At 72.9% G+C, this 24,110-nt stretch carries 21 protein-coding genes; 12 read left to right on the forward strand and 9 right to left on the reverse strand.

Features of this window, described 5'->3' with window-relative positions; all coding sequences use genetic code 11:
• The 3 genes from ACGWYJ_RS35855 to ACGWYJ_RS35865 all read right to left on the reverse strand — a co-directional run.
• On the reverse strand, positions 1-998 hold a 998-nt coding region (locus ACGWYJ_RS35855), incomplete at its 3' end, for a serine/threonine-protein kinase (protein ID WP_395111020.1).
• A gap of 11 nt (positions 999-1,009) precedes the next feature.
• Entirely contained in the window at positions 1,010-1,153 is a 144-nt protein-coding gene (locus tag ACGWYJ_RS35860; protein ID WP_395111021.1) for a hypothetical protein, read from the reverse strand.
• 32 nt (positions 1,154-1,185) lie between these two features.
• The gene (locus ACGWYJ_RS35865) at positions 1,186-1,848 is read right to left on the reverse strand and encodes a TetR/AcrR family transcriptional regulator (protein WP_395111022.1); all 663 of its coding nucleotides are present in this window, start codon (positions 1,846-1,848) and stop codon (positions 1,186-1,188) included.
• 163 nt (positions 1,849-2,011) lie between these two features.
• On the opposite strand from ACGWYJ_RS35865, the gene ACGWYJ_RS35870 reads away from it, so the two are divergent.
• The 5 genes from ACGWYJ_RS35870 to ACGWYJ_RS35890 all read left to right on the forward strand — a co-directional run bounded on the left by ACGWYJ_RS35870 (position 2,012) and on the right by ACGWYJ_RS35890 (position 9,200).
• On the forward strand, positions 2,012-3,268 hold the full coding sequence (locus ACGWYJ_RS35870) for a YncE family protein (RefSeq protein WP_395111023.1): 1,257 nt from the start codon (positions 2,012-2,014) through the stop codon (positions 3,266-3,268).
• A gap of 129 nt (positions 3,269-3,397) precedes the next feature.
• Entirely contained in the window at positions 3,398-5,560 is a 2,163-nt protein-coding gene (locus ACGWYJ_RS35875; RefSeq protein ID WP_395111024.1) for a BTAD domain-containing putative transcriptional regulator, read from the forward strand.
• Positions 5,561-5,722: 162 nt separating this feature from the next.
• Positions 5,723-7,051 (forward strand): endo-1,4-beta-xylanase, encoded by a 1,329-nt coding sequence (locus ACGWYJ_RS35880; protein WP_395111025.1) that lies wholly within the window; start codon positions 5,723-5,725, stop codon positions 7,049-7,051.
• Between the two features lie 36 nt (positions 7,052-7,087).
• The gene (locus tag ACGWYJ_RS35885; RefSeq protein WP_395111026.1) at positions 7,088-7,903 is read left to right on the forward strand and encodes a hypothetical protein; all 816 of its coding nucleotides are present in this window, start codon (positions 7,088-7,090) and stop codon (positions 7,901-7,903) included.
• A 154-nt stretch (positions 7,904-8,057) separates the two neighbouring features.
• Positions 8,058-9,200, forward strand: coding sequence for a thiolase family protein (locus ACGWYJ_RS35890; RefSeq protein ID WP_395111027.1), 1,143 nt, complete (start codon positions 8,058-8,060; stop codon positions 9,198-9,200).
• Positions 9,201-9,218: 18 nt separating this feature from the next.
• Here ACGWYJ_RS35890 and ACGWYJ_RS35895 read toward each other — a convergent pair whose 3' ends face one another.
• The 5 genes from ACGWYJ_RS35895 to ACGWYJ_RS35915 form a co-directional block, all read right to left on the reverse strand.
• The gene (locus ACGWYJ_RS35895) at positions 9,219-10,151 is read right to left on the reverse strand and encodes a hypothetical protein (RefSeq protein WP_395111028.1); all 933 of its coding nucleotides are present in this window, start codon (positions 10,149-10,151) and stop codon (positions 9,219-9,221) included.
• Positions 10,148-10,867, reverse strand: a complete 720-nt coding sequence (locus tag ACGWYJ_RS35900; protein ID WP_395111029.1) for an ABC transporter ATP-binding protein — start codon at positions 10,865-10,867, stop codon at positions 10,148-10,150. Before ACGWYJ_RS35900 ends, ACGWYJ_RS35895 begins: the two co-directional genes overlap by 4 nt.
• On the reverse strand, positions 10,864-11,712 hold the full coding sequence (locus ACGWYJ_RS35905; protein ID WP_395111030.1) for an ABC transporter ATP-binding protein: 849 nt from the start codon (positions 11,710-11,712) through the stop codon (positions 10,864-10,866). The genes ACGWYJ_RS35900 and ACGWYJ_RS35905 overlap by 4 nt, the downstream gene beginning before the upstream one ends.
• Complete coding sequence (locus tag ACGWYJ_RS35910) at positions 11,709-13,757, reverse strand: ABC transporter permease (protein ID WP_395111031.1); 2,049 nt, start codon at positions 13,755-13,757, stop codon at positions 11,709-11,711. Before ACGWYJ_RS35910 ends, ACGWYJ_RS35905 begins: the two co-directional genes overlap by 4 nt.
• 194 nt (positions 13,758-13,951) lie before the next feature.
• Entirely contained in the window at positions 13,952-14,716 is a 765-nt protein-coding gene (locus tag ACGWYJ_RS35915; RefSeq protein WP_395111032.1) for a crotonase/enoyl-CoA hydratase family protein, read from the reverse strand.
• 116 nt (positions 14,717-14,832) lie between these two features.
• Between ACGWYJ_RS35915 and ACGWYJ_RS35920 the strand changes: the two genes are divergently transcribed.
• Complete coding sequence (locus ACGWYJ_RS35920) at positions 14,833-15,909, forward strand: acyl-CoA dehydrogenase family protein (RefSeq protein ID WP_395111033.1); 1,077 nt, start codon at positions 14,833-14,835, stop codon at positions 15,907-15,909.
• Between the two features lie 7 nt (positions 15,910-15,916).
• Here the strand turns inward: ACGWYJ_RS35920 and ACGWYJ_RS35925 are convergent, their stop codons facing one another.
• A complete protein-coding gene (locus ACGWYJ_RS35925) occupies positions 15,917-16,708 on the reverse strand; it encodes a FadR/GntR family transcriptional regulator (RefSeq protein ID WP_395111034.1) in 792 nt (263 codons plus the stop codon).
• 233 nt (positions 16,709-16,941) lie between these two features.
• Between ACGWYJ_RS35925 and ACGWYJ_RS35930 the strand changes: the two genes are divergently transcribed.
• The 6 genes from ACGWYJ_RS35930 to ACGWYJ_RS35955 all read left to right on the forward strand — a co-directional run.
• Positions 16,942-18,450 carry a class I adenylate-forming enzyme family protein gene (locus ACGWYJ_RS35930; RefSeq protein WP_395111035.1) on the forward strand — a complete coding sequence of 503 codons (1,509 nt, stop codon included), beginning with the start codon at positions 16,942-16,944 and terminating at the stop codon, positions 18,448-18,450.
• Positions 18,451-18,494: 44 nt separating this feature from the next.
• Positions 18,495-19,685 (forward strand): acyl-CoA dehydrogenase family protein, encoded by a 1,191-nt coding sequence (locus tag ACGWYJ_RS35935; protein ID WP_395111036.1) that lies wholly within the window; start codon positions 18,495-18,497, stop codon positions 19,683-19,685.
• Between the two features lie 70 nt (positions 19,686-19,755).
• Positions 19,756-20,064, forward strand: coding sequence for a hypothetical protein (locus ACGWYJ_RS35940; protein ID WP_395111037.1), 309 nt, complete (start codon positions 19,756-19,758; stop codon positions 20,062-20,064).
• A 30-nt stretch (positions 20,065-20,094) separates the two neighbouring features.
• Positions 20,095-21,609 carry a class I adenylate-forming enzyme family protein gene (locus ACGWYJ_RS35945; RefSeq protein WP_395111038.1) on the forward strand — a complete coding sequence of 505 codons (1,515 nt, stop codon included), beginning with the start codon at positions 20,095-20,097 and terminating at the stop codon, positions 21,607-21,609.
• A gap of 36 nt (positions 21,610-21,645) precedes the next feature.
• Positions 21,646-23,151 carry a class I adenylate-forming enzyme family protein gene (locus ACGWYJ_RS35950; protein ID WP_395111039.1) on the forward strand — a complete coding sequence of 502 codons (1,506 nt, stop codon included), beginning with the start codon at positions 21,646-21,648 and terminating at the stop codon, positions 23,149-23,151.
• On the forward strand, positions 23,148-24,110 hold a 963-nt coding region (locus ACGWYJ_RS35955), incomplete at its 3' end, for an acyl-CoA dehydrogenase family protein (protein ID WP_395111040.1). The genes ACGWYJ_RS35950 and ACGWYJ_RS35955, both read left to right, overlap by 4 nt.

Raw genomic sequence — 24,110 nt, forward strand, 5'->3', positions numbered from 1 at the left:
GTCACGTACTGGGCGTTCCGGACCAGCACGTTGGGGTCGGCGATCCGCTCGTTCTGGGCGGCGAGCCGCACGACCGCCACGGGCGGCGGCACGTCCTTCGAGGAGTCGGACTTCGCGTGGATCGCCACTCCTGTCGCCGCGGCGGCGACGACGGTGGTGGTGGCCGCCGCCAACACGCCCTTGCCCGCCGCCGTCGCGAGGAAGCTCTTGCTCGCGACCGTTCCGGCCGCGCCGCCACCGGCGGCGGCTCCGCCCGCTCCCGCTCCGGCACCGGCTCCGGCGGCGCCCGCGCCCGCTCCGGCGGCGGCGGCCGTGGCGCCCGGCGCGACGGCCATGGCGCCGAGCGGGAAGAGCGCCGCGAGCGCGACCGCGCCCGCGGCCAGCGCGCGCACGCCCTGCCGTTCCCATCCGCTGCCGTACGCGGCGACCGCCGCGGCCTCCAGCTCGGCGACGAACGCCGCGGCGCCCGCGGGCCGTTCCAGGGGCTCCTTGGCCATCCCCCGCAGGACGAGGGGACGCAGCGGTTCCGGCACGTCGTCGAGGCCGACCGGGGCGTTCAGGTGCTGGTGCATCAGGGCGCCCCGCTCGCCGCCCGCGTACGGCCGCCGCCCGGTGACGCACTCGACGAACACGCAGGTGGCGGCGTACACGTCGGTGGCGGGCGTGCAGGGCTCCCCGCGCCACTGCTCGGGCGCCATGTAGGCCGGCGTACCGGCGAGCGAGCCCTCCCCGGCCAGCACCGCGACACCGAAGTCGACCAGCTTGCTCAGCCCGTCGGCCTGCACCACCACGTTGGCGGGCTTGTAGTCGCGGTGCACCACACCGACGGCGTGCGCCGCCGCCAGCCCCAGCAGCGAGCCCTTCAGCACCAGCAGCGCCGCCTCCGGTGCCAGCGCGCCGTTCTCACCGAGCACCGCCTTGAGGGACACCCCGTTGATCGCTTCCATCACGATCGCCGCGCCCTGCTCGCTCTCCACGAACCGGAAGAGCCGCACCACGTACGGGCTGGTCAGGCGGCCCCGGAGCCGGTGTTCCCTCGGTAGGTGCTCGCGGTGAGCAGCCGCGCCGCGGCGGAGCGGCCGTTGAGCGCGCTCACCACCTGCGCGGCCGTGCTGGTGATCTCGCCCGAGGCGTCCGTGGCGAGGCCGACCACGACGTCCTTGGCGATGGCGGTGGCGCGGCGCCCTAGCGGTCCGGGTTCTCGCCGCTGACGAGTGTGTACCGGCCGAGGGCCATGCGCAGAAGCTCGTCGGCGATCTCGTCCAGGGTGGCGTCGACCCAGCCGACGACCCAGTCGTGCATGAGGCCGTTGACGGCGCCGATGAAGGCGGCGGCGGCGATCCGGTAGTTCCCGGGCGGAACCTCGCCGCGCCGGATGGCCTCGTCGACGGTCCCGGCGATGAGGTCGATCCAGACGGCGCGGCGCTCCAGGCGCTGACGGTCCATGCGGCGGCTGACGCCGATGATCTCGACGTAGGCGATGCGGGCGTGGCGCGGGTCGGACGCGGCGCCCTCGATGTAGGCGCGCACGAGGCGCGTGAAACGTTCGGTCACCGGCTTGTCCTGGACGTGGGGCAGCGCGTCGAGGACGGCCTGCTGGGCGACGTCGTTCACGTACAGGTGCAGTTCGGCCAGGACGTCTTCGAGGGTGTCGAACTCCTCGTAGAACTGGCGGGTGGACAGCCCGGCCGCCTTGCAGATGTCGACGACCCTGGTGTCGCGGTAGCCGGGGCCGGCGCCGAACAGCTCCAGGGCCGCCTCCAGGAAGCGCCGCCGGCGTTCGGCCCGGCGCTCGGCGACCGGCCTGCCCTTGTACCGGCCGGCCGCGGCCGGGTTCCGGTTGGCCACCGCGCCCCCTTCGCCTGGTCCGCCGATCGCTTCCGCATCGGGTCTTGTGGCGGCCGTCACCCAAGATTACTATCCAGTAACCGAGAGTTGAAAACGGCCGTTTCCACTCTATGAGCATGTGCGTTCATCACGTGTCCCGCCCCTCACCCCCAGGAGGACGAACATGCGAGCTCCGACCGCCGCGCGCCTACGCAGATCCCTGCTCGGCGGCGCCCTGGCGATCGCGACGGCCGCCGCCACCGTCACGGCCGGAACCGTCCCCGCGAACGCCGTGCCGCTGCAGGAGGTGATGCTGGTCGGCAACAACTGGGAAGGCACCGCCGACGTCATCAGGTCCAGCGGCGACTTCGCCAAGATCGGCCGGATCGACCTCATCCCCGACAAGGCGGAGCGGCTCCGCGAGATCTATCTCAATCCCCTCCGGCTGGCCTTCTTCCTCGGCATCCGCGAGACCGTCGGCGAGGGCCACGACCAGTTCACCGACGACCTGTACAGCACGCCCGACGGCTCGGCCATCGTCGTCTCGCGTCCCAGCTTCGCCGACGTGGTCTCCATCGACACCGCCACCGGCGCGGTGCGGTGGCGCTTCCCGGTCTCCGGTTTCCGCTCCGACCACATGGCCGTCTCGCCCGACGGCTCCCGGGTGGCGGTGTCGGCGTCCACCAGCAACACCGTGCACGTGCTGGACATCAACACCGGTCGGCAGCTCGGGTCGTTCCGTACCGGCGACAAGCCCCACGAGAACGTCTTCACCCGCGACGGCAGGATCTGGAACATGTCGATCGGCGAGGTGAACAACGACTTCGACGCGCCCTGGCAGGACTTCCTCAAGGGCGACCGCAAGATCACCATCGCCGACGCCACCACGTACGACGTCGTCAGGACCGTCGACATGCGGCAGCGGCTCGACGCCTTCGGCCGCCGCGACATGTCCGACGCGGTGCGCCCGGTGGCCTTCACCCCCGACGAGTCCACGCTGTACTTCCAGGTCTCGTTCTTCAACGGCTTCTTCGAGTACGACGTCGCCTCCGACGCCATCACCCGGATGAAGACCCTCCCGAAGAACCCCGGCACCTCCGACGACCGCACCACCTTCGTCAACGACTCCCGCCACCACGGCATGTCCATGAACCCCGCCGGGACCAAGCTGTGCATCGCCGGGACCATGGACGACTACGCCACCATCGTCGACCGCGCCACCTTCCAGGAAGGCCCCCTGGTCCCGGCCGCCAAGCCGTACTGGGCCACCGTCAGCGGCGACGGCCGCGCCTGCGTGATCTCCGAGAGCGACGCCGACCGGGTCACGGCCATCGACTTCGCCACCGGAAACAAGATCACGTCAGTTCCCGTCGGCGACCATCCGCAGCGGGTCCGGGTGGCCCGCCTGCCCGTCGGCTGGACCGGCCCGTCCACCGGCTGACGTCGCCCTGAAAGGGTTGCCGGCAGGCCCGCGCCGGGCCTGCCGGCTACCCACCCTCGCCGGCCCGGCGGCATCATGAACGCGGCGCCGCCTGTGCGTCCCCACGGTGCGGTTGGGCTGGAGGAGTGCATGCTGGACGTCGGCTTCTCGCTGCTGGGGCCGGTGGAAGTACGGAGGGACGGCCGTCCGGTGCCGCTCGGCGGTGGCAGGCAGCGTGCGCTGCTGGCCGCGCTGCTGCTGAACGCGGACCACGTGATCTCCATCGACCGGCTCGTGGACGAGCTGTGGGGGGACCTGCCGCCCGCCTCCGCCCGCACCCAGGTCCACACGCTCGTGCACCGGGTACGGCGGTCCCTGGGCGCCGCCGGTGCGCTGATCGAGACCACCCCGCCCGGCTATGTCCTCCGTACGGGCCGGCCGGGGACCTCCGTGGCGCTGGACGTCCCGGAGTTCACGGGACGGGTCGGGCGTGCTCGCGACCGCGCCGCCCAGGGAAGACCGGACGAAGCCGTCGCGGAGTTCCGCGCGGCGCTCGCGCTCTGGCGCGGGCAGCCCTTGGAAGGCGCCAGCGCGGCGTTCGTCCCACGCGAGGCGGCACGGCTGGACGAGCTGCGCCTGACGGCGATCGAGGAGTGCCTCGGCCTTGAGCTGGCTTTGGGGCGGCATGCGGCCGTGGTGGCGGAACTGGCGGCGCTGGTCGACGAGCATCCGCTCCGGGAGGAACTCCGCGCCCGGCTGATGCTGGCCCTCTACCGTTGCGGGCGGCGTACGGAGGCGCTGGAGGTCTACCGCAGCGGGCGCGCACTGCTCGTGGAGGAGACGGGCCTGGAGCCGACGGCCCGGTTGCGCGAGTTGCACGAGGTGATCCTGAGGGGCGATCGCGACCCCGAACCGCTCATCCCCGTCCCGGAACGCCCGCGCGAATCGCCTCCCACCGGCACCTCGGCACCCGCCGCATCCGCCGCCGGGCCGGCCGGTAGCAGGCGGGTCAGGGCCATCGGTGTGGCCGTGGCGATGGCCTTGATGGTCTGTGCCGGAGGATCGGCCGCGGCAGGCGGGTTCACCACCGGGGCGTCCGCGCAAGCGCCGCCGGTGCAGTTCGTCCCCGGGCCCGCTTGGAGGGAGTCGCCGCCGAAGCCGGTGCCGGCGTCCTTCTTCGGTACGACCATCGGAACCAAGAGCGGCGCCATGCCGGGGTTCCGTATCGGGGCGGCCCGGTTCTGGGACAGCCGTACGCGATGGGCCAACGTCCAGCCCGAACCCGGCAGATTCGACTGGAGCAACCTCGACCGGATGGTGGCGGGTGCGGAGCGCAAGCGCCTTCCGATGCTCTACACGATGGGCATCACCCCATCCTGGGCGGCGGCGCCGGACGCTCCCCGCAGTGCGTACGACGACGGCTCTAGGACGGCGCCGCCCCGCGACCTGTCCGACTGGGACGAGTACGTGCGCGCGGTGGTGTCCCGTTACAAGGGACGTATCGGCGCCTACGAGATCTGGGACTTCGCCAACACCCCCGAGCATTACACGGGTGACTTGACGACTCTGGTGGAGATGACGCACCGGGCCGCCGCCATCATCAAGGAGGAGGACCCGCGTGCCACCGTGGTGTGTCCTTCCTTCGGGGAACTGTGGACGTCCCAGGGACGCCGGTCCCTCGCGGCCTTCGCGACCTTGGGCGGCTACCGCTCCTGTGACGCCGCCGCGGTCAAGCTGCATCCGCGCAGGAACACCGGCCGTCCCGAGGAAATGACGGAACTGGCCGTCCTCATCTACAACACGCTGCACAACGCCGGGGTGCACCTGCCCATGTACGCCACAGGGCCGGGTCATTCCGTCCCCACGGAAAAGCCACTGCGCGAGCGCGACGCCAACAACTACGCGGTGCGCTTCTACCTGGCGGGCCTCTACGCCCGTTACACCCGCATGTACTTCTATAGCTGGGGCGTCCAGGGCCTGCCTCTCGTGCTCCAGGTGGAGGGCAGCGCGCCTACCCGGGCGGCGCTGTTCATCGACCGGCTCCAGGACTGGCTGGACGGCGCGTCCGTCCGGTCGTGCGGGCAGGGACGGGCCAACGGCCTGCCGGACGGGGTGTGGGAGTGCCGGTTCACGGTCCCCCGTACGCGGGGCGGCGGGGAGGCCGCCGTGCGCTGGACGGCCGAGGGCGCAGCCGCCATGACCCTCGAACGCGGCGCGCGGCGCGTCGACCATCTCGACGGGCGGTCCGTGCCCGTCCGCTCGGGGCGGCCCGTGGTGATCGGCGAGCGTCCCGTCCTGATCCGCTTCGGCTGACCGCCCGGAGCGCCCTGAACAGCGCGGACAGGCGCCTGATAGCGATCGGATAGGCGCGGCGCGCTACCCATTGGTGCGGATCCGTGAACGGGTGGCACGGATCCCGTGCTCGGCGCACGAGTCACCAGCGGCACCACAAAGGAACGAACGGGGGACGTCGCCATGCTCCGGAACGTCATCGGCGTCATCGCAACGGTCGCGGCCCTGGCCGTGTTCACCGCGATCGCCGCACCGGACCCGGGCGGCGGCGCGTCGGCCGGTGCCGCTCATACGGCTCGCGCGGCGGGCGCGGTATCGCAGTCGTCGGGCGGCTGGTCGGCGGATCCGCCGGTTCCCGTCGGCACGGTGGGCTTCGGCGTCGACATCGTGGGGGTCGGCGACGGCAGCATGCCGACCATCGGCGTCGGCGCGGTCCGGCTTTGGGACGACGCGACGCGCTGGTCGAACATCGAACCGCGGCAGGACGTGTACAACTGGTCGACGCTCGACGCCCTGGTCGACGGGGCGCGGTCCAAGGGACTGCCGGTCCTCTACACGATGGGGCAGACCCCGCTGTGGGCCAACCCGCAGGGCGACCCCTGCAAGTACAGCGAGCCCTGCACCATCGAACCGCCTCAAGACCTGAGCGATTGGGACGACTACGTCCACCGCGTCGTGACTCGTTACAAGGGCCGCATCGAGGCGTACGAACTCTGGAACGAGGCCACACACCCCGGCTACTACGGCGGCACCGTGGAGCGGATGTGGGACATGGCGCGCCGGGCCTACCAGATCATCAAGTCGGTGGACCCGTCCGCCTTGGTGGTCAGCCCGAGCGCGACCATGCTGCACCGGACGGAGGTGCGGACCTGGATGCGCCGGTTCGCCGAACTCGGCGGTTACACCTACGCCGACCGGGTCGCCGTTCACCTTTACACGGACGGCACCGATCACGCGATCGTCTGGCCGGAGCGCGCCGAGGACATGGTCGCCACGGCACGTTCGGTACTGGCCGGCCGGGGCGTCACCAAGCCGATCTGGGACACCGAGACCACCGAGGAGCCCGAGGCCGATCCGTTCCCCGGAACCGACCGCCAGGCCGCGGATTGGGTGACGCGCTATTTCCTTATGGGCCTCTACAACCGGCTCGGCAGGTCCTACTACTACGGCTGGGGCGGGGACGGCCTTGGACTCAAGCTCCAGGACGCGGGACGGGAACCGACGGTCGCCGGGCACGCGGTGACGCAGCTCGTCGGCTGGATGAAGGGCGCGTCCATCCGGTACTGCGGCCACGGCACCGCCTACGGGCTGCCTCCCGATATGTGGCAGTGCGGTTTCGTCTATCAGACCGGCGAGTACGCCGTCATCCGCTGGACCGGGCAAGGGTCGGTCAGCTATCCCACCGGGCCGACCACCTACGAGGCCGAGCGCATCGGCGCATCGCCGCAGCCCGTGCAGCCGGGCCAGTCCGTGCAGGTCACCGGCACCCCCGTCATCATCCGCTACCGCTGAGCGGCGCGCTTGAAAGCACTGAAGAGGGAGAACGCGATGAATTGGCGTGCCGCGTGCGCCGTAACGGGAGTCGTGGCGGTGGTCCTGACCGGCTGCGGGCAGAACGGGCCCAAGGACCCACGGCAGGAGGCCCACCAGCACCTGAAGAAGGCCCTCAGCGGTTTGGAACGGCCGCACCGGGCCGATGTCGAGGTCAAGGTGTTCGTGAACGGCATGGGCTTCCCGCCGATCAGGATGAACGCGGAGATGCGGGGCGTCCAGCGCTCCGATCCAGGTCAGCCCGCCACCGACCTGGACCTGCGGTCGGTCACCACCACGATCGAGCGGGAGTACGGCGAGGACCTCGTGCGTAACGGGGCCGTCCGCGTGGTCGTCGTGGGCGACCGCACGTATGTCCGCAACACTTTGCAATCGTCCAAATGGCGAACCCTCCCCGCGCCGACGGCGGTGGTGGGCAATCGCGGGCTCGACCCCGCCGCCACCGGGACGATGCTGCGGACGACCATGGTCGCGGCGATGTTCCGGAGCAAGGGCACGCTGGCCGGACCGCCGTCCCCGACCACGACGGCGGGGATGAGGACGCGCAGATACTGGATCTCCTGCACGGTGGACGACTGCCTCGAAGACGTCCCGGATCTCCGCGCCATCGCACGCAAGGTCTATCCACGCGATGCGGTGGTCCAGCTCAGGCTGTTCGTGGACGACCAGGACCGCCCCCGGCTCCTGGAGGTCGAGAGCGAGTTTCCTGTGGGCAACAAGGACATGACCCGGGGGGTGCTCGTGAAATTCAAGGCGAAGCTCACGCTGCATGAGCACGGCAAGCCGCAGCAGATCAGCGCCCCGACGCATTAGGGGATGCGTTCCCAGCCGTGGCCGGGCGCGCGTGTGCCCAGCCGCGTGTCCAGGCTGCGGTAGGCGATGTAAAGCAGGGTGAACGGCCAGATGCAGAACGGCGGCGGAAAAGAGTATCCTGATATTGGTGCTCGGCAACCGGAAGGGGACTCCCATGCCCGATGCGGTCATCGTCGAAGCGGTGCGGACGCCGGTCGGCAAGCGCGACGGCGTACTGGCCGGCGTTCACGCGGCCGACCTGTCCGCCGTCGTCCTGAAGGCCCTGGCCGAGCGCACCGGCCTGGATCCCGAGATGGTCGACGACGTCGTGTGGGGCTGCGTCGGCCAGGTCGGCGACCAGTCCAGCAACATCGCGCGGTTCGCCGCGCTGGCGGCGGGATGGCCGGAGACCGTCCCCGGCGTCACGGTGAACCGCGCCTGCGGGTCGAGCCAGCAGGCCCTCGACTTCGCCGCGTACGCGGTCATGTCCGGGCAGCAGGAGGTCGTCGTCGCCGGGGGCGTGGAGACCATGAGCCGGGTCCCGCTGGGCGCGGCCAGGCAGACGGGCATGCCGTACGGGCCCGCGGTCATGGAACGGTACGACCACTTCGCGTTCAACCAGGGCGTCGGCGCCGAGCTGATCGCGGAGAAGTGGGGGTTCTCGCGGTCGCGGCTGGACGAGTACGCCTCGCGGTCGCACGAGCTCGCCGCCGCCGCGCAGGACTCCGGGGCCTTCGACCGGCAGATCGTCCCGGTCGCCACCGAGGCCGGGCAGGTGACCAAGGACGAGGGCGTCCGGCGGGGCACCACCCCGCAGACGCTGGCCAGGCTGCGCCCCTCCTTCCAGGAGAACGGCGTCATCCACGCGGGCAACGCCTCGCAGATCTCCGACGGCGCCGCCGCGCTGCTGGTCACCACCCCGGAGAAGGCCCGCGAGCTGGGACTGTCACCGATCGCGCGCTACCACGGCGGGGCGGTCTCGGGCGCGGACCCGGTCCTCATGCTGACCGGGCCGATCCCCGCCACGGCGAAGCTGCTCGCCAAGTCCGGGGTCGGCCTGGGGGAGATCGGGGTCTACGAGGTCAACGAGGCGTTCGCGCCCGTGCCCCTGGCCTGGCTGGCGGAGACGGGCGCCGATCCCGACCGGCTCAACCCGCTGGGCGGCGCGATCGCCTTGGGGCATCCGCTGGGCGCGTCGGGCGCCGTCCTGCTCACGCGGATGATCGATTACATGCGGGACAAGGGGCTGCGGTACGGCCTGCAGACCATGTGCGAGGGCGGCGGGACCGCGAACGCCACCCTGATCGAACTGGTCTGAGCGCCACGGTCCCGCCCCTCACGAAGCGGCCGAGGGGCGGGGCCACTCCTTGATCGGCCAGACGTCCTGGTCCTCGCCGTACAGGGACCGCCCGTCGACCGTCCAGCGCAGGCAGGTGCACAGGCACAGCGAAGTGGCGCCGGGGAGGAACAGCCTGCTCGTGCCCTCGGCATGCCCCGTCGTGACGCGGCCCAGCTCGTCGCGGACCTCAAGAGAGATCGCCGTCACCCAGTTCTCGGTGGGGTGGCGTTCGACCTCGCGGCGGCCGTCCACGATGCGCGCCAGGCGTCCGTCGCGCCGCACGTAACCGGAGTAGACACGCTCGGGGCCGGTGCCGCTGGGGGCGGTGTAGGTCAGCAGGCTGAGGTCGGGGGAGGCCGCCCAGGTGTAGCCGACCCGTCGGTAGCCGCGTTCGTGCCGTGGTCCCCAGGAACGGTCGCGCATGGCATGGCAGTCGACGTCGATCCGTTCGCCGTCCAGGAGGATGTGGCCGGTGATCCTGCCCGTCTGGTCGTAGTGGGACGCCTTGGGGTAGGGCGGCTCGCCGCGCCGCAGCGGCACCGGTTCCTCGACGGCGTCGAAGCGGAACCGCACCTGGACGCGATCGCGGTCCTCGTAGCGCAGGTCGTACGACATGCCGGGCCGCAGCGTCCGCACCGACAGGCCGGTGGGGAAGTCCAGGGCGCCGGGGCCGCGTGGGACCGGCGGCTTGAGGTGGGCGAACTGCTCGAAGAAGGGCACGCTCCACGGGTCCGTCGCGGTCCGGTCCCAGATCCACATGCCGCCGCCCGTCGACCCCAGGGTGCCGCGGACGGAGGCGTACAGCCAGCCGCCCAGGTCGCGTTCGGGGACGAAGAAGGAGTACCAGAAGGTCTCGGTCTCGTAGAAGTCGTCGCCGGGACGGTGCAGGTCGTCGTCGGCGGGCGTGAAGCGGTCCTCGGTGTCGATCATGATGCGGCCTCTCCGAGATAGTGCCGTAGCACCTCGTTCCCGGCCGCGGACGCCGGGCCCGACCACGCGGCCCTCCCGCGCTGGAGGACGAGGCACCGGTCGGCGAAGTCCAGCGCCCGGTGCGCGAACTGTTCGATCATGATGATCGCCACACCCGCCGCCCTGGCGCGCTCCAGGCCGTCGAACACCAGGTCGACCAGCTTGGGCGCGAGGCCGAGCGAGAGCTCGTCGGCGATCAGCAGCCGCGGAGTGATCATAAGCGCGCGGGCGAGGTTCAGCATCTGCTGCTCGCCCCCGGAGAGCGTGCCGGCCCGCTGCCGCCGCCGCTCGCCCAGCACCGGGAAGATGCTGAAGGCGCGGTCGATCGCTCCGTCGCGCTCCGCGCCGGCCGCGGTCAGCGCCATGCGGAGGTTCTCGTGGACGGTCAGGCCGGGGAAGATCCCCCGCCCTTCGGGCAGATGGATCAGGCCCGAACGGCGGATCGCGCCGGGGGACGCGCCGGTGATGTCCCGCCCGGCGAAGGTGATCCGCCCCCCGTTCGGCGGCACCAGGCCGCTCAGCGCGCGGGCGAGCGTGCTCTTCCCGGCGCCGTTCGCGCCGAGGACCGCCAGGACCTCCTTCTCGGGGACGTCCAGGGAGACCGCGGACAGCGCGAGCGCCGGGCCATAGCGGACCTCCAGATCGTGCACCGACAGCAGGGGCGTGCTGGTGTTCAACGGCTCTCCTCGTCCGGGACGGCATCCTGGGCGCCGCGCTGGGGGCTCGTCTCCGCCCCGAGGTAGGCGGCGCGCACGGCGGGGTCGGAGCGGATCTCCTCCGGCGGACCCGACCGGATCATGGCGCCGAAGTCGAGGACGTACACCGTTCCGCACATCCCCAGGACCAGCTCGACGTCGTGCTCGACGAGCAGCAGCGACACACCGTGGTCGGCGTTGACGCGCGCGAGCGTGGCCGCCAGCTCCTCGGTCTCGCGGCCGTCGAGTCCCGACGAGGGCTCGTCCAGGAGAAGGACCGCCGGCCCGGTGGCCAGCGCCCTGGCGACCTCGACCAGGCGGCAGGCGCCGAGGGGCAGCCCCGACACCTCGCGGTCCCGCAGGTCCGCCAGGCGCAGCGAGTCCAGGATCGCGTCGACCCGCTCGTCCTCGCCGGCGTCCGGCCGCCGGAGGCCGCCGCCGGTGACCAGGTCGCGCAGGATCCGGCCGCCGCGGTGGCGGACGCGGTCGGCCAGCACGACGTGCTCGCGGACGGTCAGGCCGGAGAACAGCTCGGGACGCTGGAAGGTCCGGGCGAGGCCCCGCCGCGCCCGCGCGGCGGCGGAGGCGCGGGTGACGTCCGCGCCGCCCATCCGCACCCGTCCCGCGTCCGGTCGGAGCAGGCCGGACAGCACGGCGAACAGCGTGCTCTTGCCCGCGCCGTTCGGTCCGACGAGCCCGACCACGCCGCCGGGCGGGACGGCCAGGTCCACCGAGTCGAGGGCGAGGAGCCCGCCGAAGCGCACCGTCACCCCGGACGCCTCCAGCCGGGCGGTCGTCGTGGACGGGCCGGTGGTCACGGTGCTCATGCGCGCTCCCCGCCGGTGAGTTCGGATTCGGATGAAGCCTTCGGGCGATCGTCCGGGCCGCTCGCGGGGAGCGTTCCGTTCCCCGCCGGGGACGGCGGCGGAGCGCCTGCGCCGTCCGAGGGGACCGGGTCCGCCCGGCGCCCGGCGCGGCGGTCCATGAGCCCGCGCAACTGCCGGGCGTGCATCGCGAGGACGCCGTCGGGGTCCTTCGCGACCATGATCGCGCCGAGGCCGAACAGGAGCACCGGCACCTCACCCCAGCCGGTGGGGAGGTAGGTGTGGAACACGCCCGGCAGGAGGTGGAAGCTCAACCCCGCCACCAGCGCCGCGGCGGGCGACCGGGAGCCGATCGTCACCAGGACGGCGAGCCAGATCAGGCCGCCGAACACGTTGTAGGAGTCCAGCAGGGCGGCCTGGGCGTCCATGGCCAGGAAGCCGCCGCCGACCGCCGCGATGTAGGTGGCCAGCGCCGAGACCAGCAGCTTCGTCCGCACGATGCTCAGCCCCACCGTCCGCGACCCGTCCTCGCTCCACCGCACCGCGATGATCGCCAGGCCCGCGGTCGAGCGGCGGAAGTTGACCAGGAACAGCGCCAGCACGGCGAAGGCGACCAGGGTCAGGTAGGCGAACACGCGGTCGTCCTCGGCGAAACCGGGCCGGGACATCGCCACGCCCTGCCCGTAGTTGTTGAAGCGGTCGCGGGTGAACACCAGGGTCTGCACCAGCAGCCCGAAGGTCAGCGTCACCAGCGCCACGTACAGGTCGCCGAGCCTGATGCTGAGCAGCCCGATGGCGACGCCCAGCGCGAGGACCGGCACCGCCCCGATCAGCACGGCCGCGAGCGGCGGCCAGCCGTAGGTGGTGGTGAGCTCCGCGGAGATGAGGGCGCCCAGGCCCGCGAAGGTGATCTGGCAGAGCCAGAGCATCCCGCCCTCACCGGTGGCGAGGGTGTACGACAGCAGGACGAGGCTCAGGGCCAGCCCGGAGGCCACCAGCCCGGCCCAGTACTCGTCCAGCACGAGGGGCAGCGCCGCCACGACGAACAGCCCTGCTGCCGAGGCCACCGCCGAAGGGGAGCGCTGGCCGGGCCGGTGGTCGGCGCCGCGCGCGCCGCCGTCCTCGACCCGGATCGCCCGGTCGAGCGTCCCGCCCGCCGGCCCGTCGCCGACCAGGCCGCGCGCCGCGTAGTAGAGGAGGAAGAGCAGCATGAACGCGAAGGGGATGCTCGGCACGACCTGGGCGGACAGCGCGCTCTCCGGGTCCAGGTAGCGCTGCACCACGGTGGTGACCACGCCCATGGCCAGGGCGGCGAGCACGGCGATCGGCAGGCTCGTCAGCCGCGCGGCCACGACGGCGGCGAACGCGGCGGCCATGAGGAAGGTCATGCCTTCGGTCGTCAGGCCCGCGGTGGGCGCGACCAGGATCCCGGCGAGCCCGGCCAGCGTGGTGGTCGCGGCCCAGACGCCGAGCGAGACCCGCGAGGAGTTCACCCCGGACAGGCCGGTCAGGGCGGGGGAGTCGACCAGCGCCCTGATCCTGAGCCCGACATCGGTGAGCCTCAGCACCGCCACGCCCACGCAGACCACGGTCAGCAGGCCCAGGTAGTTCACGATCTGGTCCATGGTGACGGTGGCGCCGAACGGGTGGAACACCGCCACGGGCGTGGGGGCCAGCCCGGGGGCGGTCGCGTTGGGCAGCTTGCCGAAGATCAGGTCGATGGCCGGCGGCAGCGCCACCGACACGCCGATCGTGGCGACGACCTTGATCAGCGGGGGCCGCAGCCGCAGGTGGCGGAACAGCAGCGCGTAGAGCAGGGCGCCGAGCGCCGGCGCGAAGATCCCCAGCGACACGACGGCGGCGGCCACGATCGGCCATCCGCTCTCGGTGTGCAGGAAGTAGTAGAACCGGGCGACCGCGAAGGCCATGGCCCCGAAGGCGAAGTTGAAGACGCCGGAGGAGACGTGGGTGACGACGAGCGACGCCGACGCGATCGCGTAGATCGCGCCCAGCGCCAGACCGGCGAGGACGTACTGCAGCACGGACACCGTCCTGGGGCTGTGGCCGGACACGGCAGGGAGACCGCGGCGATGTGACCCACACCACTGCGGATCCCTATACCGTGCACTGAGTTAGCCAAGTGAGTCAAGAGTCGGCAGGTTCTTCGCCGCCGCTGACATCGCCAGGTGCAATTGAGAAGTCTAAGTTAACTTAGTTAGTTACGTAGTCCGGCGGCACGCTCTCACTCGCCGCGCCAGACCGGCGGGCGCTTCTCGGCGAACGCGATGGCGCCCTCCCGGGCGTCGGCGGACGTGAAGACCGGGGCGAGGATCTCCTGCTGCCGGTCGAACGCCTCGTCCATGGGCCAGTCGGCCTGGGCGTCCAGGATCCGCTTGGTGGCCGCGACGGCGAGCGGGGCGTTGGCGGCGATCGTCGCGGCCAGCGCGCGCGCCGCCGCCAGCGCCCGGCCGGGCGCGGCGAGCTCGGTGACCAGCCCGTACCGCTCGGCCTCGGCGGCGGTGATGAACTCGCCGGTCAGCGCGAGCCGCATCGCCACCGCGTGCGGGACGCGGCGCGGCAGCCGGATCAGCCCGCCGGCGCCCGCCACCAGGCCCCGCTTCACCTCGGGGATCCCGAACCTGGCGTCCTCGGCCGCCACGATCAGGTCGCAGGCCAGCGCGATCTCGCAGCCCCCGGCCAGCGCGTAGCCCTCCACCGCCGCGATCGTCGGCTTGCGCGGCGGCCGCCGGGTGACGCCGGCCAGGCCGCGCTCGGGATCGGCGACCGTCTCGCCCGCCGCGAACGCCTTGAGGTCCATGCCCGAGCAGAACGTGCCGCCGGCGCCGGTGAGGATGGCGACGGTCAGGTCCTTGCGCGACTCGAACTCGTCGACGGCGGCGATGACGCCGTCGGTCACCGCCCGGTTCACGGCGTTGCGCGTCCGGGGGCGGTTGATGGTGATGACGCAGACGCCGTCGGCGTGCTCGACCAGTACCTCGTCCGGCATGGGGCTCCTTCGCGTGGTGGGATGGTGCGCGGTGCAACGAAGAACATAGACTACTTCGTAAACTATGTTGGGGCCACGGCCGGTCGGGCACGGGCGGCAGCCGAGGGGGAACGCGGATGGACCTCGTCATCAGCGACGAACAGGAGGCCCTGGCCGGGACCGTGCGGGACTGGCTGGACGGGCGGACCGACCTGGCCGCGGCGCACGCCGGCGGGGACGGCGAGCCGCTCGCGCGCCGCGAGGACCTCCGGGAGGCGGCCGGGCTCGGCCTGGTGGGGCTGCTGCGGGACGCCGAGGGCGGCACGCATGCCGACCTCGCGCTGGTCGTGGAGGAACTGGGGTACGCGGCGTCCCCGCTGCCGCTCGGCCAGGCCGCGCTGGTGTGCCGCCTGCTCGACGACATCGGGATCGGCGGCGACCTGGCCGACCGGATGACCGCGGGATCCGCGCTGGTGGTGCCGGTGCTGCCCGAACCGGGGGAGGCGTCCGTCGCGGCGTCCGCCGGTCCGGACGGCGCGCTGACCCTGGACGGCCGGGTGGGGATCGTGGCGGGCGCGCCGGGAGCCGACGCGCTCCTGGTCGCCGCGGCCGGGCGGGACGGTGGGCCGGTGTTCGCGCTCGCCCCGGCGGACGCGGCCGGGCTGGGCCGCGCGCCGCGCGCCTCGCTCGACATCACCCGTGACTTCGCCGCCGTGACGCTGGACGGTGTCCGCGTACCGGCGGGATCGTGGACGGCGGTCGCGCCGGCGACGGCCGAGGCGCTGGGTGACGCGCTGGCCCTGCATCATGCCGCCGACGCGCTCGGCGCGGCCGAGCGGCTACTGACGATGACGCTTCGCTACGTGCGGGAGCGGCGGCAGTTCGGGCGGGTGGTCGGCGGTTTCCAGGCGGTCAAGCACCACTGCGCCGACATGGCCGTCGACGTCGAGCGGTGCCGCGTCGCCGTGCGCGCGGGAGCCCGCGCGCTGGACGCCGGCGACGCGCACGCCCGGCGGCTCAGGATCGCCGAGGCGGCGGCGACCGCGGGCGAGGGCTGTTCCAGGGTCGCCGGCACCGCGCTGCAACTGCACGGCGGGATGGGCTTCACCTGGGAGCACGACCTGCATCTCTTCCTGCGCCGGATCAAGACCGGCGAGCTGCTGGGCGGCACCCCGCGCCACCACTACGCCCGGCTGATGGAGCTGGTGGTATGACCGGCGTTCACTCCAGGATGTCGATGACCGAGGTGGACTCGCGATCGCGCAACACGAGCTGGTCGGCGACCTGGAGGTGCTTGTGCCAGAAGCGTTCGGCGGCGGCCCCGTCCCCGGCCCGGACGAGCTTGACCAGCTTCTCGTACGCGCGCAGCGCGCGGGCGTAGTCGCCGGGCTCTCCGGTCGCCTCGTGCGCCCGCACCGACGCCTGGGTCTGCCGCAGGATGATCTCGTGGATCATCCCGGCCATGAGCGCCAGGGTCCGGTTGCCCGACAGCTCCACGAGCCGCAGGTGGAAGTGGGCGCTGTCGATCGCGAACTGCTCGTAGTCGGTGACGGAGGCGCGCGCGTGCTCCAGCTCCCGCTCCAGGGCCGCGTACCGCTCCTCGTCGCCGTCGGCGGCGAGCAGCCGCGCCGCGGGCGGTTCGATCGCGCTGCGCGCCTGGTACACGTCGCCGAGGGTGGCGCCGGCGAGCTGGAGCAGCAGCCCCGCGGGCCGGGCGACCACCTCCGGTCCCGGCACGGTCACCCGCGCGCCCGTGCGGGACCCGCGGCGCAGCTCGATCAGCCCCTCGGACTCCAGCACGCGGAACGCCTCGCGGAGCGTGGGGCGGGAGACCCCGAAGTGCTCCATGAGGGTGGCCTCGTTGGGCAGGTAGTCGCCGTCGGCGAGCGAGCCCTCCACGATCCTGCGGCGCAGCCGCCGCGCCACCAGCTCACCGGTCTTGGGCGGCCGGACGCCGTCGGAGGAAGCGCCCGCGGGCAGACCGCGCCGTACTCCTGACTCCGGCAGTGCCATGGATGATCGCTCCCTGTTGAAGGCTGACCAGGTGCACAAGGATATCTACCTGGAGGCCGCCCGCCTTGCGGATCGGCGCCTTGTGGTAGATAACCTAGTAAACCATGTAGCCCGCAGCTATTGTGAGATAACTTGGTTAACTACCTTTGGGAGGCATGGATGCGCGACGCCGCGATCGCCGAGCCCGCCCGCCACGGTGGCATGGCCGGCGCGACCGTCCCCGAACTGCCGTGATGGACGGATCCACGGCGGGCCCATCCCTCACCGCGCGGCTGCGCGCGCTCCTCGGCGCGGACGCGGACGTCCCGGCGGTCGAGTTCGAGGGACGCACGGCCACCTGGGGCGAGCTGCGGCGGCTCGGCGAGGCCGCCGGGCGGGAACTGGACGCCCTCGGGCTCGGCGAGGGCGCCCGCGTCGGCGTCGTGCTCGGCAACCGTCCCGAATCGGTCGCGCTCGCCCACCTCGCCCTGTCCACCGGCCGCTGCCTCACGGTGTTCAACCCCCTGCAACCCGGCGACCGGCTCGCCGCCGACATCGAACGCACCGCCCCGCCGGTCCTGTTCGCGCCCGCGGCGTTCTGGGAGTCGCGGGAGCGGGCGTCGGCCGCCGCCCGTGCCGGCGCCGCCGGGTACATGGCCGACGGGGTCTCGGTGCGGCGCGTCCCGTCCCCTCCCCTGGAGGGAACCGCGACGCCCACCAGGTTCGCGCCAGGGGTGGCGGTCGAGCTGAGCACGTCCGGCACCACCGGGCCGCCCAAGCGCGTTCCGCTGACGTACCGGCAACTGGACGCCACCTTGGGCTCCGTCGACGGGCACATGGCGGCGAGGCGGAGGGAACGCGCGCCGTTCACCGGCGGCGTCTCCCTGATCAGCACGCCGATGGTCCATATCGGCGGGCTCTGGGGAGTGATCCAGTCCCTGGCCGAGGCGCGCCGCATGGTGCTGCTCGAACGGTTCACGCTGGACGGGTGGCGCGAGGTCATCCGCGCCCACCGGCCCAAGGTCGCCGGGCTGCCGCCCGCGGCGATGCGCAGCGTCCTGGAGGCCGACGTGCCTCCCGAGGAACTGTCCAGCCTGCGCGCGATCATGGCGGGAGCGGCGCCCACCCCGCCCGACCTCGCGGACGCGTTCCAGCGCCGGTACGACGTCGCGGTCCTGGTCGTGTACGGCGCCACCGAGTTCTCCGGGGCCGTCGCGGGCTGGTCGCTCGGCCTGCACCGCACCTGGTGGGAACGCAAGAAGGGAAGCGTCGGCCGCCCCTTTCCGGGTGTCGACCTGCGCGTCACCGGCGCGGACGGCGAGGTCCTCCCCACGGGCGAGCGCGGCCTGCTGGAGGTCCGCACCGCCCAGGCCGGAGGGGACGGGGAGTGGATCCGCACCAGCGACCTGGCGCGGCTCGACGAGGACGGGTTCCTGTGGATCGAGGGCCGCGCCGACGACGTGATCATCAGGGGCGGCTTCAAGGTGCACCCGGCGACGGTCGCCGCCGCGCTGGAACGCCATCCGGCGGTGGCCGAGGCCGCGGTCGCCGGGCTGCCCGACGAGCGCCTCGGCCAGGTGCCGGTCGCGGCGTTCGAGGTACGCCCCGGAGCGGACGTCCCCGGGGACGGGGAACTGCGCGCCTGGTGCCGCCGCGAGCTGCTGCCCTACGAGGTGCCGGTGCGCTTCCTGCACGTGCCGGAACTGCCCCGCGGTGTGTCCCAGAAGGTCAGCCGCGTGGACCTTGTCGCCTTGTTCCAATGATCGCCTTGTTCCGGTCGCACCCCCAGAACGGAAGGAGTGGCGTCGTGGAGTTCGGTGCCGGCACGCCGCTGGAGGAGTTCCGCGGGCAGGTGCGCGCGTTCGTCGCGTCCCACGCCCCCGGCTACAAGGTGAGGGCGGGCGTGCGCAGCCCCGAGAACGCCGCCGAGCTGAAGGAGCTCCAGCGCTGGACCGCCGACCTGTACGCGGCCGGGTACCTCGGCGCCGACTGGCCCGAGGAGTACGGCGGCGTACCGGGACACGACCCGCTGCGCGAGTTCGTGGTGGGGGAGGAGATCGCGCGGGCGCGCGCTCCCATGCCCGCGAGCGGCGGCTCCCTGGCCGCGCACGCGCTGATCCAGTTCGGCACGGAGAAGCAGAAGCGGCGGTACCTGCCGCGGATCCGGTCCGGTGAGGACCTGTGGTGCCAGTTGTTCAGCGAGCCGGACGCGGGCAGCGACCTGGCGTCCCTGAGGACGACGGCGGTGCGCGACGGCGACGAGTGGGTGGTCAACGGCCAGAAGGTCTGGACGACCAACGGGCACTGGGCGCGGTACGGATACCTGCTGGCACGCACCGACCCCGACGCGCCCAAGCACAAGGGCATCAGCGCGTTCGCCCTGGACATGCGCCTTCCGGGGGTGCAGGTGCGCCCGCTGCGGGAGCTGACCGGCACCTCCGACTTCAACGAGGTGTTCTTCGACGACGTGCGGCTGCCCGCGGACGCGCTGATCGGCGAGCCGGGCCAGGGCTGGCTGATCGCCAACACCTCGCTGGCCGAGGAGCGCAACGGCGTGGGCGTCTCGGTCGTGCGGTTGCAGATGGCCTGGGAGGACCTGGTCGCCCTGGCCCGCGAGGTCACCATGGACGGGCGGCCGGCGCTGGAACGGGACGACGTCCGCCAGCGGCTCGCCGGGTTCCGGGCGGAGGTCGACGCCTGCGCGCTGCTCGCCCATACCTCCATGGCGCGGTGGCGGGCGGGCAGGGCGCGGGTGATCGACGCCCCGGCCACCAAGCTGACCTTCAGCGAGCTGAACCTGCGGATGGCCGAGTACGCCGTGTCCCTCGCGGGCGCCCTCGGCGTCCTGACCGAGGGCGATCCGGACGCCGTCGCCGGGGGGCGCTGGCAGGACGCCTATCTGTACGCCCGCGCGTACACGATCGCCGGGGGCAGCTCGGAGATCATGCGCAACATCATCGCCGAGCGCGCTCTCGGCCTGCCCCGCGAGCCCCGCTGATCGGGAGAACGCCGTGCGCCCGACGGGACGCCGGTTAGATAACCTAGTTACCTTTGTATGAGGAGGATGGATGAGGTTGCGTCCGGGCCAGCAGGTGGCGAGCACCGTCGACGGCACCAGGATGATCGTGGTCCGCGCCCCCGCCGCCGAGGTCGAGCTGCGCTGCGGCGGGGCGCCGATGGTGGACGCCGGCCAGGCGGCCGCGCCCACCGCCACCGCGGACCCGGCCCTGCGGGACGGGACCCGGCTCGGCAAGCGCTATGCCGACGAGGACCTCGGGATCGAGCTGCTGTGCACCAAGCCCGGTGACGGCACCGTCGAGGCGAACGGCGTGGCGTTGCGGATCAAGGCGGCCAAGCCGCTTCCGGCCTCGGACTGACCCGGCCGTGGCCGGCGACGGGAGCATGCGATGAACGTGACGATCCTGCTGGACATGGCGGCCGACGGCTTCGGTGACCGTATCGTCGCCGGGTCGCGCGACGGCGGCCTGACCGCGTCCCGGCTCCGGGCCCTGGCCACCGGCGCCGCCCGGCGGATCCGGGAGTCCGGCGCCGAGGCCGTGGTCCACCTGGCCGCCAACGGCCCGGCCTTTCCCGTGGCGATGTTCGCGGCGGCCTTCGCCGGCGTCCCGTTGGTGCCGGTGAACTACCGGCTGGGCGACGAACAGCTCGGCCGGCTGCTGGCCGGCCACCCGAACGCGTTCGGCATCGCCGAGGAGGACCGGCACGACGCGCTCAAGGGAGCGGGCCTGCCGGCGCGCACCCCGGAGGAGTTCGTGCGCGACGCCGGTGAGGCGGCCGACCACGGCGAGGAGGAAGACGTCCGCTCCGAGCCCGACGCCACCGCCGTCCTCATCTACACCAGCGGCACCACCTCCGAGCCCAAGGGCGTGCTGCTGCGCCACCACAACCTGGTCTCCTACGTGCTGGGGACGGTGGAGTTCGCGTCGGCGGGCGAGGACGAGGCGGCGCTGATGAGCGTCCCGCCGTACCACATCGCCGCGGTCTCCAACGTGCTGACGAACCTGTACGCGGGGCGCCGCTGCGTGACCCTGCCCTCCTTCACGCCGCACGCATGGCTGGAGCTGGTGCGGAAGGAGGGGGTGACCAACGCGATGGTCGTCCCGACGATGCTCGCCCGCATCATGGACGCGCCGGACCTCGACCGCTCGGTCCCCGGCCTGCGCTCCCTGGCCTACGGCGGCGCGAGGATGCCGCCCCGCGTCATCGAGCGGGCGCTGCGCGAATGGCCGCACGTCGACTTCGTCAACGCCTACGGCCTCACCGAGACCAGCTCCACCATCGCCGTCCTCGGCCCCGACGACCACCGCGCCGCGCTCGCCTCCGGCGACCCGCGGGTCCGGGCCAGGATCGGCTCGGCCGGACGCCCGGTCCCGGCCGTCGAACTGGAGATCCGCGACGAGGGCGGCCGGCCGCTGCCTCCCGGGGAACGCGGCCGGATCTGGGTGCGCGGCGAGCAGGTCGCCGGCGAGTACGCGGGCCACGGATCGCCGGTGGACGAGCGCGGCTTCCTCGACACCCGCGACCAGGGCCGCCTGGACGACGAGGGCTATCTGTTCGTGGAGGGACGGGTCGACGACACGATCATCCGGGGAGCGGAGAACATCGCCCCCGCCGAGATCGAGGACGTCCTGCTCCGCCATCCGGGCGTGGCCGACGCCGCCGTGGTGGGCGTTCCCGACGAGGAGTGGGGGCAGCGCGTGGAGGCGGTCGTCGTGCCCGCCTCCGGAGGCGACCTCGACCCGGAGGAACTGCGCGGCTACGTCCGGGAACGGCTCCGCGGCTCCAAGACCCCCGACCGCATCGCCTGCTGGCCCGAGCTGCCCCGCACCGCCACCGGCAAGGTCGTCAAGCGCGACATCGTCACCGGGCTGACGTCCGCCCCGGTCGTTCCCCGTGGTTGACGCGACGTGGTCGAGGCGATGGAGGAGAGGGACCCCATGACCGACGTCCCGCCGCGGGCGGCGAGGCCGCTGGCCGCGCGGCTGCGCCAGGTGATCGCGCTCGACCCCGGCGCGACCGCGCTCACCTTCGGCGACCGCGCCTACCCATGGTCGTACCACGCCGAGGCGATCCAGGACCTGGAACGGCTGCTGGGCGGGCCGGGCGTCCGCCGCGTCGGCATCGTGCTGCGCAACCGGCCCGCCCTGCTGTCCGCGCTGATCGCCGTGCTCGCCACCGGCCGCGAAGTGATCACGCTGAGCCCCTTCCACGGGGACACGGGGCTGACCGAGGACATCGCGGATCTCGCGCCGCAGGCCGTCATCGCCGACCCGGAGGACTGGTCGAGACAGGGCATCGAGGACGCCGCGCGCGCCGTCGCCGCCCTGGCCGTCGAGACCGGACGGGACCGGGCGCTGGCCGGGCGCGACGTGGGCTGGAGACCCGATCCCGGCACGGCGGACCCCTCGGACGTCGCCGTGCTCATGCTGACCAGCGGCACCACCGGCAGGCCCAAGCGGGTCGAGCTGACCTACACCCGTCTCACGGCCGCGTTCGACGCCTCCGGCACCAAGGCGGCCATGGACGCCGAGGTCCGGCTCCGGCCCGAGACCGGGATCCTGTGGACGTCCCTGGTGCACATCAGCGGCCTGTACTTCGCGGTGAACAACGTCCTGGAGGGACGCACCACCGCGTTGCTGGAACGATTCCAGGTGGACGCCTGGGCGGACCTCGTCCGCGCGCACCGGCCGAGGATCGTCGGGCTGCCACCGGCGGCGATGCGCATGGTGCTGGACGCCGGCGTCCCCGGGGAGGTGTTCGAGGGCGTGCGCGCGGTGCTGTCGGGCACCGCGCCCCTCGATCCGGCGGACGCCGAGCGTTTCGAGGCCCGCTATGGCTTGCCCATCCTGACCAACTACGGCGCGACCGAGTTCGCCGGCGCCATCGCGGGATGGCATCTCAAGCTGCACCGCGAATGGGGCCACGCCAAGCGCGGCAGCGTCGGGCGCGCCCATCCCGGCATCGAACTGCGGATCGTCGACCCCGAGAGCCGCACGCCGCTGCCGCCGGGCGAGACCGGCGTCCTGGAGGCGCGCGGCGGCCAGCTCCCCGTGGACGGCGACGGCTGGACGCGGACCACCGACCTGGCCTCCCTCGACGAGGACGGGTTCCTGTACATCCACGGCCGCGCCGACGACGCGGTCAACCGCGGCGGCTTCACGATCGTCCCGAGCGTCATCGAGGACGCGCTGAGGGCGCACCCGGCCGTCGCCGACGCGTCCGCCGTCGGGCTGCCCGACCCGCGGCTCGGCGAGGTCCCGGTCGCGGCGGTGACCCTGCGCGCACCGGCCGACCCCGCGGAGCTCCGCGCGTGGCTGGGCGACCGGCTGGCCCGCTACCAGCTGCCCACCGAGATCAAGGTCGTGGACGAGCTGCCGCGCACCCCGTCCATGAAGATCAGCCGTCCGGGCGTCCGGGCCCTCTTCGGAAGGACCACCTCATGAGCGCCGGGATCGCCTTCACCCCCGAGCAGGAGGAACTGCGCGCGGTCATGCGCGCCTTCCTCGACGAGCACGCCGACCGCCGCGGCCTGATCGACGCGCCCGGCGCGCACGACACGGAGTCGTGGCGGCGGATGGCCGCCGAGATCGGCGTCCAGGGGCTCGCCGTCCCCGAGGAGTACGGCGGGTCGGGCTGCGGCCCCGCCGAGCTGTGCGTGGTGTTCGAGGAGCTGGGCCGGGCACTGGCCGGCGGCCCGCTGCTGGCCACCGCGGGCCTCGCGCTCCCCGCCCTGCTGGCCTGCGGCGACGAGAGGCTCAAGGCGGAGTACCTGCCGGGGATCGCCGCCGGGTCCACCCTCGCGACCCTCGCCCTGGCGGAACGCGACGGGGCCTGGGAGACGCGCGCGGCGCGGGTGACGGCCAAGCCGGACGGCGACGGGCATGTCATCGACGGCGCGAAGTACTTCGTCCTGGACGGGGCGATCGCCGACCTGATCCTCGTCACCGCCGCCACGGACGCCGGTACGGCGCTGTTCGCCGTGTCCGGTGACGCCCCGGGGCTGACCCGCCGCGCCCACGACGCGGTCGACCCGACCCGGGGGATGGCCCGGCTCGACTTCGCGTCCGTACCGGCGCGGCTGGTGTCGTCCGACCCGTCGGTCACCGAGACCGCCATGGACCACGCGCGGATCGCGCTGGCCGCCGAGCAGGCCGGGGGAGCGCAGTGGTGCCTGGACACCTCCGTCGAGTACGCCAGAACGCGGCACCAGTTCGACCGGCCCATCGGCTCCTTCCAGGCGATCAAGCATCGCTGCGCGGACATGATGGTCGCGGTCGAGGCGGCGCGGTCGGCCGCCTACATGGCCGCGCTGACGCCGCACGCGGACCCGGAGGACCTCGCCGTCGCCGCGACCAGCGCGCAGATCTGCTGCTCGCACGCCTACACCGAGGCCGCCGCCGGG

It is taken from the genome of Actinomadura sp. SCN-SB (assembly GCF_043906805.1).
Classification (GTDB): Bacteria; Actinomycetota; Actinomycetes; order Streptosporangiales; family Streptosporangiaceae; genus Spirillospora.

Coding starts and splice junctions, on each gene's coding strand:
- ACGWYJ_RS35870 (WP_395111023.1), top strand. CDS start 2,012: ATGCGAGCTCCGACCGCCGCGCGCCTACGCAGATCCCTGCTCGGCGGC.
- ACGWYJ_RS35875 (WP_395111024.1), top strand. CDS start 3,398: ATGCTGGACGTCGGCTTCTCGCTGCTGGGGCCGGTGGAAGTACGGAGG.
- ACGWYJ_RS35880 (WP_395111025.1), top strand. CDS start 5,723: ATGCTCCGGAACGTCATCGGCGTCATCGCAACGGTCGCGGCCCTGGCC.
- ACGWYJ_RS35885 (WP_395111026.1), top strand. CDS start 7,088: ATGAATTGGCGTGCCGCGTGCGCCGTAACGGGAGTCGTGGCGGTGGTC.
- ACGWYJ_RS35890 (WP_395111027.1), top strand. CDS start 8,058: ATGCCCGATGCGGTCATCGTCGAAGCGGTGCGGACGCCGGTCGGCAAG.
- ACGWYJ_RS35895 (WP_395111028.1), bottom strand. CDS start 10,151: ATGATCGACACCGAGGACCGCTTCACGCCCGCCGACGACGACCTGCAC.
- ACGWYJ_RS35905 (WP_395111030.1), bottom strand. CDS start 11,712: ATGAGCACCGTGACCACCGGCCCGTCCACGACGACCGCCCGGCTGGAG.
- ACGWYJ_RS35915 (WP_395111032.1), bottom strand. CDS start 14,716: ATGCCGGACGAGGTACTGGTCGAGCACGCCGACGGCGTCTGCGTCATC.
- ACGWYJ_RS35920 (WP_395111033.1), top strand. CDS start 14,833: ATGGACCTCGTCATCAGCGACGAACAGGAGGCCCTGGCCGGGACCGTG.
- ACGWYJ_RS35925 (WP_395111034.1), bottom strand. CDS start 16,708: ATGGCACTGCCGGAGTCAGGAGTACGGCGCGGTCTGCCCGCGGGCGCT.
- ACGWYJ_RS35930 (WP_395111035.1), top strand. CDS start 16,942: ATGGACGGATCCACGGCGGGCCCATCCCTCACCGCGCGGCTGCGCGCG.
- ACGWYJ_RS35940 (WP_395111037.1), top strand. CDS start 19,756: ATGAGGTTGCGTCCGGGCCAGCAGGTGGCGAGCACCGTCGACGGCACC.
- ACGWYJ_RS35945 (WP_395111038.1), top strand. CDS start 20,095: ATGAACGTGACGATCCTGCTGGACATGGCGGCCGACGGCTTCGGTGAC.
- ACGWYJ_RS35950 (WP_395111039.1), top strand. CDS start 21,646: ATGACCGACGTCCCGCCGCGGGCGGCGAGGCCGCTGGCCGCGCGGCTG.